The 15,955-nt window shown below is 45.0% G+C and carries 14 protein-coding genes; 11 read left to right on the top strand and 3 right to left on the bottom strand.

Annotation, left to right across the window (positions count from 1 at the left end):
- Window positions 1–14 precede the first annotated feature (14 nt).
- Window positions 15–3,146, top strand: a complete 3,132-nt coding sequence (locus L976_RS15580) for a multidrug efflux RND transporter permease subunit (RefSeq protein WP_047538147.1) — start codon at window positions 15–17, stop codon at window positions 3,144–3,146.
- A 491-nt stretch (window positions 3,147–3,637) separates the two neighbouring features.
- Here the strand turns inward: L976_RS15580 and L976_RS15575 are convergent, their stop codons facing one another.
- Window positions 3,638–4,609: an L-threonylcarbamoyladenylate synthase gene (locus tag L976_RS15575; protein WP_047538144.1), complete on the bottom strand. Its 972-nt coding sequence runs from the start codon at window positions 4,607–4,609 to the stop codon at window positions 3,638–3,640.
- Window positions 4,606–5,451 carry a DUF6671 family protein gene (locus L976_RS15570; RefSeq protein ID WP_052184003.1) on the bottom strand — a complete coding sequence of 282 codons (846 nt, stop codon included), beginning with the start codon at window positions 5,449–5,451 and terminating at the stop codon, window positions 4,606–4,608. The genes L976_RS15575 and L976_RS15570 overlap by 4 nt, the downstream gene beginning before the upstream one ends.
- Before the next feature lie 180 nt (window positions 5,452–5,631).
- On the opposite strand from L976_RS15570, the gene L976_RS15565 reads away from it, so the two are divergent.
- Window positions 5,632–6,513 (top strand): LysR family transcriptional regulator, encoded by an 882-nt coding sequence (locus L976_RS15565; protein WP_047538141.1) that lies wholly within the window; start codon window positions 5,632–5,634, stop codon window positions 6,511–6,513.
- 208 nt (window positions 6,514–6,721) lie between these two features.
- Here the strand turns inward: L976_RS15565 and L976_RS15560 are convergent, their stop codons facing one another.
- Window positions 6,722–8,269: a POT family MFS transporter gene (locus L976_RS15560; protein WP_047538140.1), complete on the bottom strand. Its 1,548-nt coding sequence runs from the start codon at window positions 8,267–8,269 to the stop codon at window positions 6,722–6,724.
- A 179-nt stretch (window positions 8,270–8,448) separates the two neighbouring features.
- Here L976_RS15560 and mioC point away from each other — a divergent pair, with 179 nt between their 5' ends.
- The 9 genes from mioC to atpF all read left to right on the top strand — a co-directional run bounded on the left by mioC (window position 8,449) and on the right by atpF (window position 15,955).
- Window positions 8,449–8,889 carry an FMN-binding protein MioC gene (gene mioC, locus L976_RS15555; protein ID WP_047538137.1) on the top strand — a complete coding sequence of 147 codons (441 nt, stop codon included), beginning with the start codon at window positions 8,449–8,451 and terminating at the stop codon, window positions 8,887–8,889.
- A 440-nt stretch (window positions 8,890–9,329) separates the two neighbouring features.
- Window positions 9,330–11,219, top strand: a complete 1,890-nt coding sequence (gene mnmG / locus L976_RS15550) for a tRNA uridine-5-carboxymethylaminomethyl(34) synthesis enzyme MnmG (protein WP_037413447.1) — start codon at window positions 9,330–9,332, stop codon at window positions 11,217–11,219.
- 117 nt (window positions 11,220–11,336) lie between these two features.
- Window positions 11,337–11,957, top strand: coding sequence for a 16S rRNA (guanine(527)-N(7))-methyltransferase RsmG (gene rsmG / locus L976_RS15545; RefSeq protein WP_047538135.1), 621 nt, complete (start codon window positions 11,337–11,339; stop codon window positions 11,955–11,957).
- Window positions 11,958–12,031: 74 nt separating this feature from the next.
- Window positions 12,032–12,820, top strand: a complete 789-nt coding sequence (locus L976_RS15540; protein ID WP_011718840.1) for a ParA family protein — start codon at window positions 12,032–12,034, stop codon at window positions 12,818–12,820.
- Between the two features lie 9 nt (window positions 12,821–12,829).
- Window positions 12,830–13,708, top strand: a complete 879-nt coding sequence (locus tag L976_RS15535) for a ParB/RepB/Spo0J family partition protein (RefSeq protein ID WP_037413441.1) — start codon at window positions 12,830–12,832, stop codon at window positions 13,706–13,708.
- 225 nt (window positions 13,709–13,933) lie between these two features.
- A complete protein-coding gene (locus L976_RS15530; RefSeq protein ID WP_011074336.1) occupies window positions 13,934–14,317 on the top strand; it encodes an ATP synthase subunit I in 384 nt (127 codons plus the stop codon).
- A 12-nt stretch (window positions 14,318–14,329) separates the two neighbouring features.
- On the top strand, window positions 14,330–15,124 hold the full coding sequence (gene atpB / locus L976_RS15525; protein WP_037413438.1) for a F0F1 ATP synthase subunit A: 795 nt from the start codon (window positions 14,330–14,332) through the stop codon (window positions 15,122–15,124).
- A gap of 70 nt (window positions 15,125–15,194) precedes the next feature.
- Window positions 15,195–15,446, top strand: coding sequence for a F0F1 ATP synthase subunit C (gene atpE, locus L976_RS15520; RefSeq protein ID WP_006083840.1), 252 nt, complete (start codon window positions 15,195–15,197; stop codon window positions 15,444–15,446).
- A gap of 38 nt (window positions 15,447–15,484) precedes the next feature.
- Entirely contained in the window at window positions 15,485–15,955 is a 471-nt protein-coding gene (gene atpF, locus L976_RS15515) for a F0F1 ATP synthase subunit B (protein ID WP_011624650.1), read from the top strand.

Here is a 15,955-nt window from a genome sequence, read left to right as displayed (position 1 = left end):
TTTGGAGACATACCATGCCACAGTTTTTTATTAACCGCCCAGTATTTGCATGGGTGATAGCCCTCTTTATCGTACTGATTGGTTTCATCTCGATTCCGCAATTACCTATTTCTCGCTACCCTTCGGTTGCCCCCGTGTCGGTGAGCATTTATGCCGCTTATCCAGGAGCCACGCCACAAACACTTAATGAATCTGTGATAAGCCTTGTGGAGCGTGAACTATCGGGGGTAAAAAACCTACTGTACTTTGAATCATCAGTTGACAGCTCAGGAAGTGCACAAATTACCGCCACCTTCAAACCGGGCACAGATGCGGAACTTGCCCAAGTTGATGTGCAAAATCGCATTAAGGCAGTCGAACCACGCTTACCTCAAGTCGTACGGCAGAGCGGTCTGCAGGTTGAGTCGGCGGCATCGAGCTTTCTGATGATGATTGGCATGACGTCACCTAATGGTCAATTCGACGAAGTCGCGCTAAACGACTATTTGGCGCGAAATGTTGTCGAGGAACTACGCCGAATCGACGGTGTGGGACGAGTGCAATTATTTGGTGCAGAGCAAGCCATGCGTGTCTGGGTTGACCCCAATAAACTCACCGCCTATGGGCTGACAATGAACGACCTTGCTCTGGCGATTGAACAGCAGAACGCACAAATCGCCCCAGGCCGACTCGGTGATGAGCCAGCCTTGCCCGGACAACGCCTAACAGTCCCATTGACCGTACAAGGACAACTGACCACACCCGAGGAGTTCGCCGCTATTGCCCTACGTTCCAGTGTCGATGGCGCCAAATTGGTGTTGGCTGATGTGGCTAGAGTTGAGCTGGGCGCTCAGTCCTATGGCTTTTCGAACCGTGAGAATGGTGTAACGGCAACCAGTGCCGCGATTCAACTATCCCCAGGCGCCAACGCCGTTCGCACCGCTTCAGCAGTGCGAGAACGCTTAGCCGAACTAGCAACCAGCATGCCCTCAGGCATAAGCTATTCAGTGCCCTTCGACACAGCACCTTTCGTCAAAGTGTCTATCAAAAAAGTAATTTATACCCTGTTTGAAGCTATGGGCTTAGTGTTTCTGGTCATGTTCCTGTTCTTGCAGAAGCTGCGCTACACACTAATTCCAGCCATCGTCGCCCCCATCGCATTGCTCGGCACCTTTGCCGTAATGTTGCTGGCGGGTTTTTCAATAAATTCGCTGACTATGTTTGGCATGGTATTGGCCATTGGCATTATTGTTGACGACGCTATTGTGGTGGTTGAAAACGTGGAACGGCTGATGGCGACCCAAGGGTTATCTCCCAAAGAAGCGACCTCACGGGCGATGAAGGAAATTACTGGTGCGGTAATAGGTATAACCTTAGTGCTAACGGCTGTGTTTATTCCCATGGCCTTTGGTAGCGGCTCGGTGGGCGTTATCTATCAACAATTTAGTTTGGCTATGGCGGTGTCGATCTTAATTTCAGCCTTCCTCGCCCTGTCTTTAACCCCAGCTCTATGTTCGACACTATTGCATCCTGTCAGTGCAGATCACCAACACAAAAGCGGATTTTTTGGTGCTTTTAACCGCGCCTTCGAACGCTTGACGACTCGTTACAGTGCACGGTTAGTACACTTGGTAGGGCGTAGCGGGCGAATGATGGCAGCATTTGCAGTGATCTGCGCTGTACTCGTATTAGCGGTTAAGGAATTACCTTCGTCCTTCCTACCCGACGAAGATCAAGGCTACTTCATGACCTCTATTCAATTACCCACTGGCGCAACGAGCGAACGTACACTAGAAGTGGTAAAAAAATATGAAGCACACGTAGCTACTCGCCCAACATTGGATACCAATATGGTAGTACAGGGCTTTAGCTTTGCAGGCTCAGGCCCAAACGCTGCCATGGCTTTCACTATGCTCAAAGATTGGGATAAACGTAATGGTGCCACAGCGGCAGAGGAAGCAGAACTTGCACAACAAGCTATGGCAAATAACGTCGAAGGCACTGTCATGAGCCTGATGCCACCTGCCATCGACGAGCTGGGGACTTCATCAGGCTTCACTCTATACCTGCAAGATAGAGCCAACCGTGGTGAAACGGCGTTACTTGCTGCACAGGCGCAACTGCTCGAGTTAGCGGCTCAAAGCAAGGTGGTTAGCAATGTCTACCCAGATGGTTTACCGCCCGGTGAAAGCATTAACCTAGATATAAATCGACCAAAAGCCGAGGCTATGGGCCTGTCTTTCACAGCGGTAAGCAGCACGCTTTCGGCGGCCATGGGATCACAGTATGTCAATGATTTTCCGAATAATGGACGTATGCAACAAGTCATTCTGCAAGCGGAAGCGTCTGCACGTATGCAGCTAGATGACGTGCTAAGCCTGCGGGTGCGTAATACTAGCGGTGGCATGGTACCTCTGCGGGAGGTAGTGACACCCAAATGGAGTGAATCGCCACAGCAAATGATGCGCTTTCAAGGCTTTCCGGCAGTACGAATTTCGGGAGGTGCTGCGCCAGGTGTTTCCAGCGGAGCCTCCATGGCAGAAATGGAACGCCTAGTGGCACAGTTACCACTAGGCTATGCGATAGCGTGGACAGGGGCATCATTACAGGAACGCCAATCGGCTGCACAGGCGCCGCTGCTTATGTTGTTGTCTGCGCTGGTGGTATTTTTAGTTCTTGCTGCACTGTACGAAAGCTGGTCGATTCCGCTATCGGTAATGCTGGTAGTACCGCTGGGACTCATTGGAGCCGTGGCAGCTGTTATGCTACGAGGCATGCCTAATGACGTGTTTTTCAAGGTGGGGATGATTACCATCATTGGCCTATCAGCGAAAAACGCCATCCTTATCGTCGAATTTGCCCGCCAATTACACGCCGAGGGACGCAGTTTGGTCGATGCAGCAGTAACCGCTGCACGGCTGCGGCTGCGTCCAATCTTGATGACTTCGCTAGCCTTCACCCTTGGCGTCCTCCCTTTGATGCTTGCAAGCGGCGCGAGTGCAGAAACTCAACATGCTATCGGCACCGGCGTTTTCGGCGGTATGCTTAGCGGAACCATACTAGCAATATTCTTTGTTCCTATCTTTTTTGTCTTTGTCATCGGCACACAAGAGCGCATTAATACCAAGCTAGTAAGACGTAATAATTTCAAAAAGGCCAAAGGATAAAGGATAAACACCTATACACGTGTACTGAGTTTAGACTACTACGCTCCCCACGGAATAGTAGTAAGCTAGTCCTAACAACGGCTGGCTTACTACTAGCATGTTGTACGGCCAAATAATAATAAATTATTTAAAAATAAAAGGTTTCAAGCTAATTAATCAAAAGTCTATTTATTACTTCCTACTTTCCCAGATATCCCACTTTTAACATGCTGAAAATCCCCTAGAATGGATTCCTCCATGGCAAAAGCTAATAAAAGGTTGCACTTCACATGTGCACCAATAGCTTTCTAACACTTTGAGTAGTTTTATATTTTTAGTTTCTGTATAGGGAAGTAAAAGAGTAAACGCATCCGATAAATTAAAATCCATATTATGATTTTTAAATATTTAATTGATGATTAAAAGGTTGCTACCCAAAAAACACATGCCCCTCGTTAACATTTTAACGAGGGGCATTTTTTTGCAAAAAACTGGACCCTACCACAGAGAAGCTATTCCGCAGCCGCGCGGTTTAATCGATCCCAAATATCAGCCCACTCCTCAAGACGAGGCGGCGCTTCAACCAAAAGTGTTTTAATCCCCTTTAGGTCTAATGCGTAAAGAGAGGCATAAAGAGCTTGTCGATATCCTTGGTGGTTGTTCGGTAATATCAGCTTATGTTGGCAATGGATATTTTCCATCAGGGCTGAATATCCCAATATCCCCGTAGCTTCAGGCTCTGCATAAAATTGCGTTGCGAGTGAAGCAGCAGCACAAATTACGACTTTGGCATTAGGTTGATAATGGACTTTCATATTGCCAGAAATAGCTTCTTGATGGCATTCAGGCGTAATAACGGAGAACGGTAAGTAGGGCTGAAAATCCCTCGCGGATAATGGACCACTTCGCAAAATCTCAGCTTGATTTTCACTGATCCGTAAAATAGTCGACTCAGTACCCACACTGCAAATCCCACCATCGAGTACAGCAGCAATCCTTCCATCAAGCCCACTCAATACTTGCTCAGCACTAGTCGGGCTGAGTTTTTTATGTAAGTTTGCAGATGGAGCTGCAACGGCAATATTGAACTGTTGCAGTAGTGATAAAAGCACCGGATGATCAGGCATTCTTATCGCAATACTGGGCAATCCACCAGTTATGACATCCGAAACCGAGGGATGACGCTCAAAGATAAGTGTCAGCGGCCCAGGCCAAAACGCCTCGGCAAGTGGTGCAACCCAATCTGGAATAACGTTAACCCAACGAGAAAGCTGATCGATGCTGCCAATATGAGTTATGAGTGGATGATTTCTAGGACGTTGTTTAGCCAAAAAAATCTTTTCAACCGCTTCAGGGTTACTGGCATCCGCCGCAAGCCCGTAGACAGTTTCAGTCGGTACTGCGACTAGTTCGCCCGCAATTAGCAACTCTCCCGTACGTTGTAAATCAGCAGGATTCAGCGCATTAAGTCTTTCTGTTCTCATGGATTACACCAGTGGCAACGATAAGGATCAGCCACACTCTCCTCTTTGGTTTCAATTTGTTGATATTGGCAGTGAATACATTGACGGATAAAAGCTTTAGCGAGATCTGTTGGCGTACCACACTCGCGGCAAGGCAAACCAACGATGCGATCGCGTAGCCAGAAATCCGCTTGATGACATTGTGGGCAATGTGTTTGAAGGCGCTCAACCAGTTGCTGTGCGGCCTTGATAATATATTGCTGCCGCAGCGGAGAATGCATCGCGCGAAGGTCTGGAGCGACATCAATTGGGCAAGCAAAACGACCATTTTCAGGCGCGAGATTCATCGCTTCTAATGTGGCTAGCAACATATCTAGATTAGCTACACCTTTGATCGTATGACCATCGACCTTAACTATCCACGCTTGACCCTCTTCGGCACCAGATAACGCCGCACTAAGTGCACTCACATCATCCCCTTGGTAACTTTGCAAGCTTACCGGACCAGATACATTCGCTACGATATCAATATTTTGCCTTGCATCATGCAGTACGATAAGCTCCGTATCCCAATTCATTATTCCAGGCAAAGGCCCTCCACCAAAGCTACCTTCGCTGCCTAACCCCGCCTCTAAACCGGTTAACTCACAGGCGAGTCGCGCTTTTTTCTTAGCGCACTCTAGTGGTAAAAGCGTACGCTCAACTTCTCCAGAAAAGGTACCCAGCATGTCGGTATCAAATGCATCCGTTGCGACAATTTCAATCCCAAGTGGCGACAGAATTGGCGCAATTTGTTCAGCCTTGCCATGTTTGCTTAACAGGGCAATTCGCTTTGGCATTTTATAATGTGATTGATGATCCATGATGAATACTCACTCCTGAAGTGAGGGGGCAATTCTTAACTTTAAGCAAACCTAGCCTTACTCAATATTCTCTACAACGCTATAACGACGCTGAATAAGGAAGGCTATTGTTGCCGTATCAGTGATGGGATGTAAAATAGATAGATATTCACATAACGTTCTATATAAGTGAACGATTCTATGAGAAACCTCAATTTTCACCATCTACATTACTTCTGGACTGTCGCTAAAGAAGGACATTTAACTCGAGCCTCCCAGAGACTAAACGTTTCACAATCGGCTTTATCATCCCAGATCAGACAGTTAGAGGAACAACTAGGGCATGATCTGTTTCACCGTCAGGGCCGGGCATTATTACTGACAGAGGTTGGGCATCTCGTTCTCGAGTACGCTGAAGGAATTTTTAATTTAGGCCACGAATTGCTTTCAGTTATGGAAAATGGCGAGCACCAAAGGCTTCAGCTACTAAGAATAGGTGCAGTGGCGACCCTTTCACGCAATTTCCAAGAAAACTTATTACGCCCGGTCATTAAATTAAATAACGTCAAACTTGCTTTAAAATCATCCAACTTTGATGATCTACTCGAGCAATTGCGTGTACATAAATTAGATTTGATCCTCTCAAATCGCCCTGTAGCTTCGGACTCTTCAACCCCTTGGCGCTGTAAATTAATTGCTCAGCAAGGCGTATGCTTAGTCGGCCCAAATAAAGCGGAATTCAATGCATTACGCTTTCCAGAGGATCTCACAAAAGTAAAATTACTATTACCTGGCCCCGACAGTGATATTCGTAGGCAATTTGATTTGTACTGCGAGCAACATGGGCTCTCACTAACCCCTTATGCAGAAGTCGATGATATGGCGATGCTCAGACTATTAGCGCGGGATTCGGGTGCGGTAGCCGTAGTACCTGAAGTGGTTGTACAAGATGAGATTCAAGCGGGACTATTGAAAAACTACGCGGCCTTAGATTGTGTGACTGAAAGTTTTTATGCCATAACCGCTAAAAGACACGTTGATTTACCGATCTTGCATACTTTGTTAAGCACAAAAATGGAGTAACTGATATCACAATCAGTCGATTGGGATTGATTTTAGTTGCACATAAGCGGCTAGTGCGTTTATTCATCTATTAACCCGATCTGAGGTTAAATAGCATATGTTTGCCAGCCAATTTAGGGCTGAAATTGGCTGGCATTTTGCAGTATCATTGGCTTAAACCAATGAATTACCATAATTTAAACATCTTAACCAAAAAATATCAGCTCAATCATACCTGCCGATAGTGATCTTGCATTTGGTATGAACGGGCATACAGTGCAAACACTAATGCCGCCAAAATAGCAAAACCCGCAAAGAAAAACATTTGGAATGCCGTCACGCTCATCCCCGTTTGCATTATTTGCTCAGTCACAGCAGGACTTTTAACACTCACATTGGCAAGCAATACCCAAAGGTTACCAACGGTAACAGAAAGCGTCCAAAAACTCATGATTGTCCCTTTCATCGCTTTAGGCGCTTGGCTATAGGCAAACTCTAATCCTGTCGCCGAAACCAGAACTTCACCAAAAGTCAGCAAAGCGTAAGGTAGAATTTGCCAGAAGATCGAAAGTGCTGAACCACCATCCATCATCAATTGAATCGTCCCCACCACAATCCAACTCAATCCAGTAATGGCAATCCCCGCCCCCATTTTACGTAATGCGGTTAACTTAATCCCCATACGCTCAATCGCGGGGTATAACACAAAGTTATTAAATGGAATCAATAACATCACTAACAGTGGATTTAAAGCCTGCATCATTGCAGGTTCAAACCACGAAGGTTTAACCATATCGTTAGCCTGCAAAATCCAAGTCGAAGCCTTTTGATCGAATAGCGACCAAAATGGGGTCACCAACGCAAATAAGACCAGAATTCGAAGAACTGAGCGTACACCATCTACCGCAATATCAGGATGACAGCTTCGAGCACGCTCAAGTTGTAATGAGGCGCCCGCCCCAACAAATCCCATGAGTAGCACCATAGCACTACAAAGACCGGCAACAATCCCAAGTGTTGGAATATTGATTAGCGCATAAGCAGCTGATATTAATCCAATTAATGCCAGCACTAACCCGATATTTCCCTTACCTTCCACTTTAGTAAGCAAAGCACTACGGATCACAGGTAAAAAACCATGGGGATCCTTTGGTTCTGGCGGCATATGCACATAACGCTTACGACCTAACCAGAAAAATACCGTCGCAATAAACATCAGCACGCCGGGGATCCCGAAAGCAACAGCGGCACCAAAGTTTTTAAGTAACAATGGCATAGATAAGGATGCGAAGAAAGAACCAAAGTTGATCGTAAAGTAGAACATATCAAAGGCTTTTTGAGCCAATGACTTATTAGTCTGATCAAATTGATCGCCCATAAAGGAAGATACTAAAGGTTTTATCCCACCAGAACCTAAAGCAATTAAAAATAACCCAGTATAAAAACCTTGTACACTGTGCTCAAAAATCGCCAAAAAAGCATGGCCCACGCAATAAAGTAAGCTTAACCAAAGAATGGTGTTGTACTTACCAAAAAATCTATCCGCAATCCAGCCACCCAATAATGGGAAAAAGTACACACCAATTACAAAGGAATGGAACACATCCTTAGCTACAGCGCCACGGAGCTCCTCCGGAATGGACAGCAAAAGTGCTGTCATTAAGAAAGGTGTTAGAATGTTGCGCATGCCGTAAAAGCTGAAACGCTCACAAGCTTCACTGGCAATAATATAGGGGATTTGACGTGGCCATTTTGGCGCATCAACAGGTGTAGTCATCTGTTATCCTATTATAATTGTTATAAAAAACTTAAGGTTATCGGTATAAAACCAAGATTGCAGCCAAGGATACTAACAGACTGCGAATCAATATTGGCTAAATTTATACAACAAAATACGCTAAGTAGATGTAAGCCCCAAAAATGATAGAAAATTAACGACCACAGAGAGCAGTAACAATGACCAAAATTGCTATATTAGTCGGTACCACCCTCGGCAGCAGCGAATACATTGCAGATGAAATGCAGGCTCAGCTGACCAAATTAGGGCATGAAGTAGACACTTTTTTAAGTCCAACACTGGATTCACTGCAACCCTATTCCCTCTGGATCATCGTTTCATCAACCCATGGCGCAGGTGATCTTCCCGATAATCTACAGCCATTTTGTAAAGAAGTTCTACTCAATACACCAAATCTACACAAAATTAAGTTCGCATTATGTGCCATTGGTGATTCGAGTTATGACACCTTTTGCCAAGGCCCAGAGAAGCTTGTTGATGGACTTGAATATAGCGGTGCAAAAGCGTTTGTGGATAAGATCCAGATCGATGTACAACAGGATCCTGTACCAGAAGACCCAGCTTTAGCGTGGTTGGCACAATGGCAAGATCAAATTTAAGATCCTCATTTTCAAAATACCTGAAACAACCCACAGTTTAGATCTTATTTATCCACAAAAAACTATTTATATGTATATTTTTGTGGATAAACTATTATTTAGATCTGATCAACCTCTGTGCTATTCACATCATGATCCGCTTAAAGATCCACCCTGTGGATAAATAGCGGATCTATCCCCACCTTTAATGACAGTAGATCTCGGTTAGATCACAGGATCAAAAGATCATTAACCACTGATATAAAAGAGAAATTAGCCTTACCCACAGGAAAGTGCGATCCTAATAGTAAACATAATAAGAAGATCTATATAAAGATCTTAAGATCTATTAGTCCAGATCCACTGGATCTATTTTCGAAAAATGATCATTCACCTCAATCAAAGCAAATGCTAAAATGATCGGCTATCATTGGGTCACTTAAGTTTTTAAAGGTAAGGTCATGCATTTTCATGAACGGTTTGATGTTATTGTAGTTGGTGGTGGTCATGCCGGAACTGAAGCCGCATTAGCCGCAGCAAGAATGGGTTCTAAGACATTATTGCTAACGCATAATCTTGATACTTTAGGACAAATGTCATGTAACCCTGCGATCGGTGGCATTGGTAAAGGTCATTTGGTTAAAGAAATTGATGCATTAGGCGGTGCAATGGCGATCGCAACCGACTATGCAGGGATCCAATTTAGAACCTTAAACTCGAGTAAAGGCCCAGCGGTAAGAGCAACTCGTGCACAGGCAGATCGCGCGTTATATCGTCAGAAGATCCAAAATATTCTGCAAAACCAACCTAACTTACGTATTTTCCAACAAGCTGTAGATGATCTTGTTGTAGAAAATGATCGCGTTATCGGTGTCGTTACCCAGATGGGATTAGCCTTCGAAGCCGCTGCTGTCGTATTAACCGCAGGGACTTTCCTAAGTGGTAAGATCCATATAGGGTTAGAAAACTACAGTGGCGGTCGTGCAGGCGATCCACCATCTATCGCACTCGCCCATCGTTTACGCGAGCTGCCTATCCGTGTTGGCCGTTTAAAAACCGGTACACCACCACGTATCGACGCCAATACCATCGATTTTACTCAGATGACAGAACAAAAAGGTGATACGCCATTACCTGTAATGTCATTTATGGGCGATTTGAGCCATCACCCGAAACAAATTTCTTGTTGGATCACCCATACCAATGAAAAAACACACGATATTATTCGTGGAGGTTTAGATAGAAGCCCTATGTACTCCGGTGTTATTGAGGGGATAGGCCCACGTTACTGCCCTTCTATCGAAGACAAGATCCATCGTTTTTCTGATAAATCATCGCACCAGATCTTTATCGAACCAGAAGGCTTAAACACCAATGAGATTTACCCTAACGGGATCTCTACCAGTCTTCCCTTTGATGTACAGTTAAATTTGGTTCGTTCGATCAAAGGGATGGAAAATGCTGAGATCGTACGTCCAGGATACGCGATTGAGTACGATTATTTTGATCCTAGAGATCTTAAAAACTCGTTAGAAACCAAAACCATTAATGGATTATTCTTTGCTGGCCAGATCAACGGTACAACCGGTTATGAAGAAGCTGGCGCCCAAGGTTTACTCGCTGGCATGAACGCAGCACTGCAAGTTCAAGGCAAAGAAGCTTGGTGCCCTCGTCGCGATGAAGCTTACATCGGAGTATTGGTTGACGATTTATCGACGTTAGGCACTAAAGAACCCTACCGCATGTTTACCAGCCGCGCCGAATACCGCCTATTGCTGCGTGAAGACAACGCCGATCTGCGTTTAACCGCAAAAGGTCGTGAACTGGGTCTGGTGGATGATGCGCGCTGGGCGTCTTTCAGTGAAAAACTGGAATCGATCGAATTAGAGCTACAGCGTCTACGTAGCCAGTGGATCCATCCAAATTCTCCATTAGTGCCAGTGTTAAATCCGCACTTGAATACGCCTATTTCTCGCGAAGCATCTTTTGAGGAATTACTTCGTCGTCCAGAAATGGATTACAACAAACTGATGCAGATTGAAGGCTTTGGTCCTGGTCTTACCGATCCACTCGCCGCTGAGCAAGTACAGATCCAAGTGAAATATTCTGGTTATATTCAACGTCAGCAGGAAGAGATCAATAAAGCGGTACGTAATGAGAACACGGGTTTGCCATTGAACCTTGATTACAAAGAGGTTCCTGGGCTTTCAAATGAGGTGATTGCTAAGTTAAATAGCCATAAGCCTGAAACCATTGGTCAAGCGTCACGTATCTCAGGTATCACCCCAGCAGCGATTTCAATTCTGCTAGTACATCTGAAAAAACGTGGTTTATTACGCAAGAGCGCGTAAAAGCTAGCTTAATCGCCAGTTTGGTCGCAGAAGGGAAGCATTCAGGCTTCCCTTCGACGTTTCAGGGCTTCATAATAGCCGACGAGTTTATCATTGCATTTTTGTTGAGGTTGTTCAGTGTTATCTGCCCAGTTAGAGGCCTATTTAGCCGAAATTAATCTGCCCGCTACCGCTGAGCAGAAAAAGCAACTGCTTGATTTTGTTGGCATGCTCAACAAATGGAATAAAGCCTATAACTTAACCTCAGTAAGAGATCCCGAGATCATGCTTGTCCGTCATATCATGGACAGCTTAGTGGTATCAAAACATCTGCAAGGTGAACGCTTTATTGATGTTGGAACTGGTCCTGGACTGCCTGGCATCCCATTGGCGATTATGAATCCAGATAAAACTTTTGTGCTACTTGATAGCTTAGGTAAACGCATTCGTTTTCAAAAACAAGTAGCCTTTGAATTAGGCATTCATAATATCAGTTCGATAGAAAGCCGAGTTGAGACCTATCAACCCGAGCAAAAGTTCGATGGTGTGCTAAGCCGTGCCTTTGCGTCAATCCATGATATGTTGACATGGTGCCATCACTTGCCTGCTGAGCATGGGCAATTTTATGCGCTCAAGGGACAACTGAGTGATGAAGAGATGCAACAAATCCCCGCTGGCTTTGAGATAACTGAAACCATCGAACTCAAGGTGCCAAAACTCGATGAGCAAAGACATTTACTCAAAATAATCAAAGAATAACAGGCTTAAAGCTCCTCATTTTGAATGGATTTTTAAGTAGGCAATAAACCAGAATTTACATACAGGGTGACATTGTGGGTAAAGTAATTGCCGTGGCCAACCAGAAAGGTGGCGTAGGGAAAACAACAACTTGTGTCAATTTAGCCGCCTCATTAGCCGCGACTAAGCGTAAAGTGCTACTGATCGATCTTGATCCACAGGGCAATGCCACTATGGGCAGCGGTGTCGATAAATACGAAGTCGAAAACACGGCTTACGAACTGCTGGTAGAAGAAAAGCCCTTCGATGAAATAGTGGTCAAAGACACCACGGGAAAATACGATCTAATTGCCAGTAATGGCGATGTGACTGCGGCAGAAATCAAACTCATGGAGTTTTTTGCCCGTGAAGTGCGGTTACGTAATGCACTCGCGCCGATAAAAGATCAATACGATTATATCTTTATCGATTGCCCTCCTTCGCTCAACATGTTGACAGTTAATGCGATGTCGGCGGCGGATTCTGTGCTGGTGCCAATGCAGTGTGAGTACTTTGCACTGGAAGGCTTAACCGCCTTGATCGATACCATCACCAAATTGGCAGCCGTGGTGAATCCTGGTCTTGGGATCGAAGGGATTTTACGCACTATGTATGATCCGCGTAATCGTCTTTCAAATGATGTGTCCGATCAGCTAAAACAACACTTTGGCGATAAGGTGTATCGCACTGTGATCCCGCGTAACGTGCGTTTAGCCGAAGCGCCGAGCTTTGGTGCACCCGCTATGTATTATGATAAATCGAGCGCGGGAGCTAAAGCATATTTAGCGCTGGCTGGTGAGATGATCCGCCGTTCCGAACAGAAAACTCAGGCTAAGCGAGCGTAAAGGAAAACCATGACGTTAAAGAAAAGAGGGTTAGGTAAAGGCTTAGATGCCTTACTGAGTAATAGCCACGCCGCGAGTAAAAAACACACGGAAGAAGTGGTCGTTGTCGATAAAAAAGAGGAACTTATCCATCTTGATCTCGACCTATTACAGCCGGGAAAATACCAACCTCGTAAGGACATGTCTCCCGAGGCATTGGAAGAACTTGCCCATTCCATCCGTAATCAAGGCATTATCCAGCCGATTGTAGTGCGCCCTGTTAGCAATAACCAGTATGAGATTATTGCCGGTGAGCGCCGTTGGCGCGCTTCCCAATTGGCGGGTGTTGAAAAAATCCCTTGTATCGTTAAAGCGGTTCCCGATGATGCTGCTATTGCTATCGCCTTGATCGAAAACATTCAGCGTGAAGACTTAAATGCCATGGAAGAAGCCATTGCATTACAACGTTTAATGCAAGAATTTGAACTGACTCACCAACAGGTCGCCGATGTTGTGGGAAAATCTCGGGCGAGTGTATCTAACTTGTTACGTTTAAACGGTTTAAATGAGCCTGTTAAGCGTTTACTCGAGTATGGCGATATTGATATGGGCCATGCGCGCGCTTTGCTCGCAATTGAGGGTGAAGAACAAACAAATCTGGCGAGATTAGTGGCAGCCAAGGAATTAACCGTTCGCGAAACTGAACGATTGATTAATCAAACCTTAAATCCACCCAAACCCGTCGAAACTACGACTAAAGATCAAGATGTTTGTCGTTTAGAGCAGCAGTTAATTGAAAGATTAGGTGCCAAGGTTTCGATCGCTCATAGCAGTAAGGGGAAGGGTAAAATTGTAATTAACTATCAGAATCTGGCTGAATTAGACGGAATTCTTAGCAAAATTCGTTAATGTCTGTAGATTAACAGTTTTTAATGTAAATTTGTGACATATGTTAATTTTGGATTTTGACTGTTTTGACGCTATATCACGTTAAAAGTGCTGTTTTTCCTTATCTCAAAGTTGCAATGAAGGCGTGAAAAGGTATACTTTCGCAAGCTTTTTGTGCATCGACATAAATACGGATATTTGTCATCCGGTCATCGAAACAAAAAGTATAAATGCGGAGAGGATGAGTTGAGTAAGGTTTTAGCGCGTCGTGGCCGGTGGTCAGCCTATAAATTGGTGATGATGCAGGCGGCGGTGGCTGGGGGTGCTTCAATTCTCTTTTTCGTCGTGTGGGGAGTTCAGTTTGGCTATTCTGCATTAGCAGGTGGTTCAATTGCTGTGCTCCCTAATTTTGTATTCGCGACCCTCGCTTTCTCCCATACGGGAGCAAGTTCAGCTGCAAAAGTGATTAAAACTTTTTACTGGGGGGAAGCGGTAAAGTTGCTGTTAACCATCGCAATGTTTTCGCTAGTGTTTATCAATCTTAAGGTCGCATTTATGCCTCTTTTTGTTTGTTACGTGCTGACGTTGATCGTGCATTGGACAGCTCCTTTATACTTCAAGCAAAGTTAAGTGGGATGAATCATGGCTGCAACTGGTGAAGCGTTAACACCGCAGGGCTATATCCAGCATCACCTTACCAACCTACACGTTGGTGAAGGCTTCTGGACATGGCACATTGATTCGTTGTTCTTTTCGGTTGGTCTTGGTGTTCTGTTCCTGTGGATTTTCCGTAGTGTTGGTAAAAAAGCGACTTCAGGTGTTCCCGGTAAGCTGCAATGCTTTATCGAGATGATCGTGGAGTTCGTTGATAACAGCGTGAAAGAAAGTTTTCATGGCCGCAATGCCGTGATCGCGCCTTTAGCTCTGACCATTTTTGTATGGGTATTCATGATGAACTTCATGGATATGCTCCCTGTAGACTGGCTGCCTTGGCTAGCAAGTTTAGCGGGAATTCCATACTTAAAAGTGGTTCCGACGACTGATGTAAACATCACCTTCAGCTTAGCTATCGGTGTGTTTGTGCTGATTATTTACTACAGCATTAAGGTCAAAGGCGTGTCTGGTTTTGTTAAAGAACTGACGCTACAGCCCTTTAACCATAAGGCAATGATACCCGTCAACCTCCTATTAGAGACTGTTACCTTAATCGCTAAACCAATTTCATTGGCATTGCGTCTATTTGGTAACTTGTACGCAGGTGAGTTGATCTTCATCCTTATTGCGCTGATGTATGGTACCAACTTGTTATTATCTTCCCTAGGTGTGACTCTGCAACTAGGTTGGTTAATTTTCCACATTTTGGTTATCACGCTGCAGGCGTTTATCTTCATGATGTTGACCATTGTTTACTTAAGCATGGCCCATGAAGATCATTAAGGATTGCTGAAGAAATTTTAAACTAAATCATCAACTAATTAGATTTAGATTTTAGATACTGGAGATACAGATGGAAACGATTTTAGGCATGACAGCTATCGCTGTTGCTCTGCTGATTGGTATGGGTGCTCTTGGTACTGCAATCGGTTTCGGCTTATTAGGTGGCAAGTTCCTGGAAGGCGCTGCGCGTCAACCAGAAATGGCTCCTATGCTGCAAGTTAAAATGTTCATCGTAGCGGGTCTGTTAGACGCCGTAACAATGATCGGTGTTGGTATCGCATTATTCATGCTGTTCACCAACCCACTGGGTGCAATGCTGTAAGAAAACGCTTCTGTCTTAACTCTAAATAGGAGGCTGTTGTGAATTTCAACGCTACCCTAATCGGTCAGACGGTCGCCTTTATCATCTTCGTGTGGTTCTGCATGAAGTTTGTATGGCCCCCTTTGATGAATGCCATCGAAGCGCGCCAAAAAAGGATTGCTGACGGTCTAGCTGATGCTGATCGTGCGGTAAAAGACCTAGAGTTGGCTCAAGCGAAAGCGACTGACCAACTAAAAGAAGCCAAGGTGACGGCTAACGAAATTATTGAGCAAGCTAACAAGCGTAAAGCTCAAATAGTGGAAGAAGCTAAAGCCGAAGCAGACGCTGAGCGTGCCAAAATCATCGCTCAGGGTAAAGCAGAAATTGAAGCTGAACGTAATCGCGTGAAAGAGGATCTGCGTAAGCAGGTTGCTACTCTTGCCATCATGGGTGCTGAGAAGATCCTTGAGCGTTCTATTGATCCAGCCGCCCACAGTGACATAGTTAATAAACTAGTCGCTGAAATTTGA

This window comes from Shewanella sp. ZOR0012 (assembly GCF_000798835.1).
Lineage (GTDB): Bacteria > Pseudomonadota > Gammaproteobacteria > Enterobacterales > Shewanellaceae > Shewanella > Shewanella xiamenensis.
Note: the sequence above shows the minus strand (reverse complement) of the source record. Positions and strands in the feature narration are given on the sequence as shown.

Coding starts and splice junctions, on each gene's coding strand:
- L976_RS15580 (WP_047538147.1), top strand. CDS start 15: ATGCCACAGTTTTTTATTAACCGCCCAGTATTTGCATGGGTGATAGCC.
- L976_RS15575 (WP_047538144.1), bottom strand. CDS start 4,609: ATGAGAACAGAAAGACTTAATGCGCTGAATCCTGCTGATTTACAACGT.
- L976_RS15570 (WP_052184003.1), bottom strand. CDS start 5,451: ATGGATCATCAATCACATTATAAAATGCCAAAGCGAATTGCCCTGTTA.
- L976_RS15565 (WP_047538141.1), top strand. CDS start 5,632: ATGAGAAACCTCAATTTTCACCATCTACATTACTTCTGGACTGTCGCT.
- L976_RS15560 (WP_047538140.1), bottom strand. CDS start 8,269: ATGACTACACCTGTTGATGCGCCAAAATGGCCACGTCAAATCCCCTAT.
- mioC (WP_047538137.1), top strand. CDS start 8,449: ATGACCAAAATTGCTATATTAGTCGGTACCACCCTCGGCAGCAGCGAA.
- mnmG (WP_037413447.1), top strand. CDS start 9,330: ATGCATTTTCATGAACGGTTTGATGTTATTGTAGTTGGTGGTGGTCAT.
- L976_RS15535 (WP_037413441.1), top strand. CDS start 12,830: ATGACGTTAAAGAAAAGAGGGTTAGGTAAAGGCTTAGATGCCTTACTG.
- atpB (WP_037413438.1), top strand. CDS start 14,330: ATGGCTGCAACTGGTGAAGCGTTAACACCGCAGGGCTATATCCAGCAT.
- atpE (WP_006083840.1), top strand. CDS start 15,195: ATGGAAACGATTTTAGGCATGACAGCTATCGCTGTTGCTCTGCTGATT.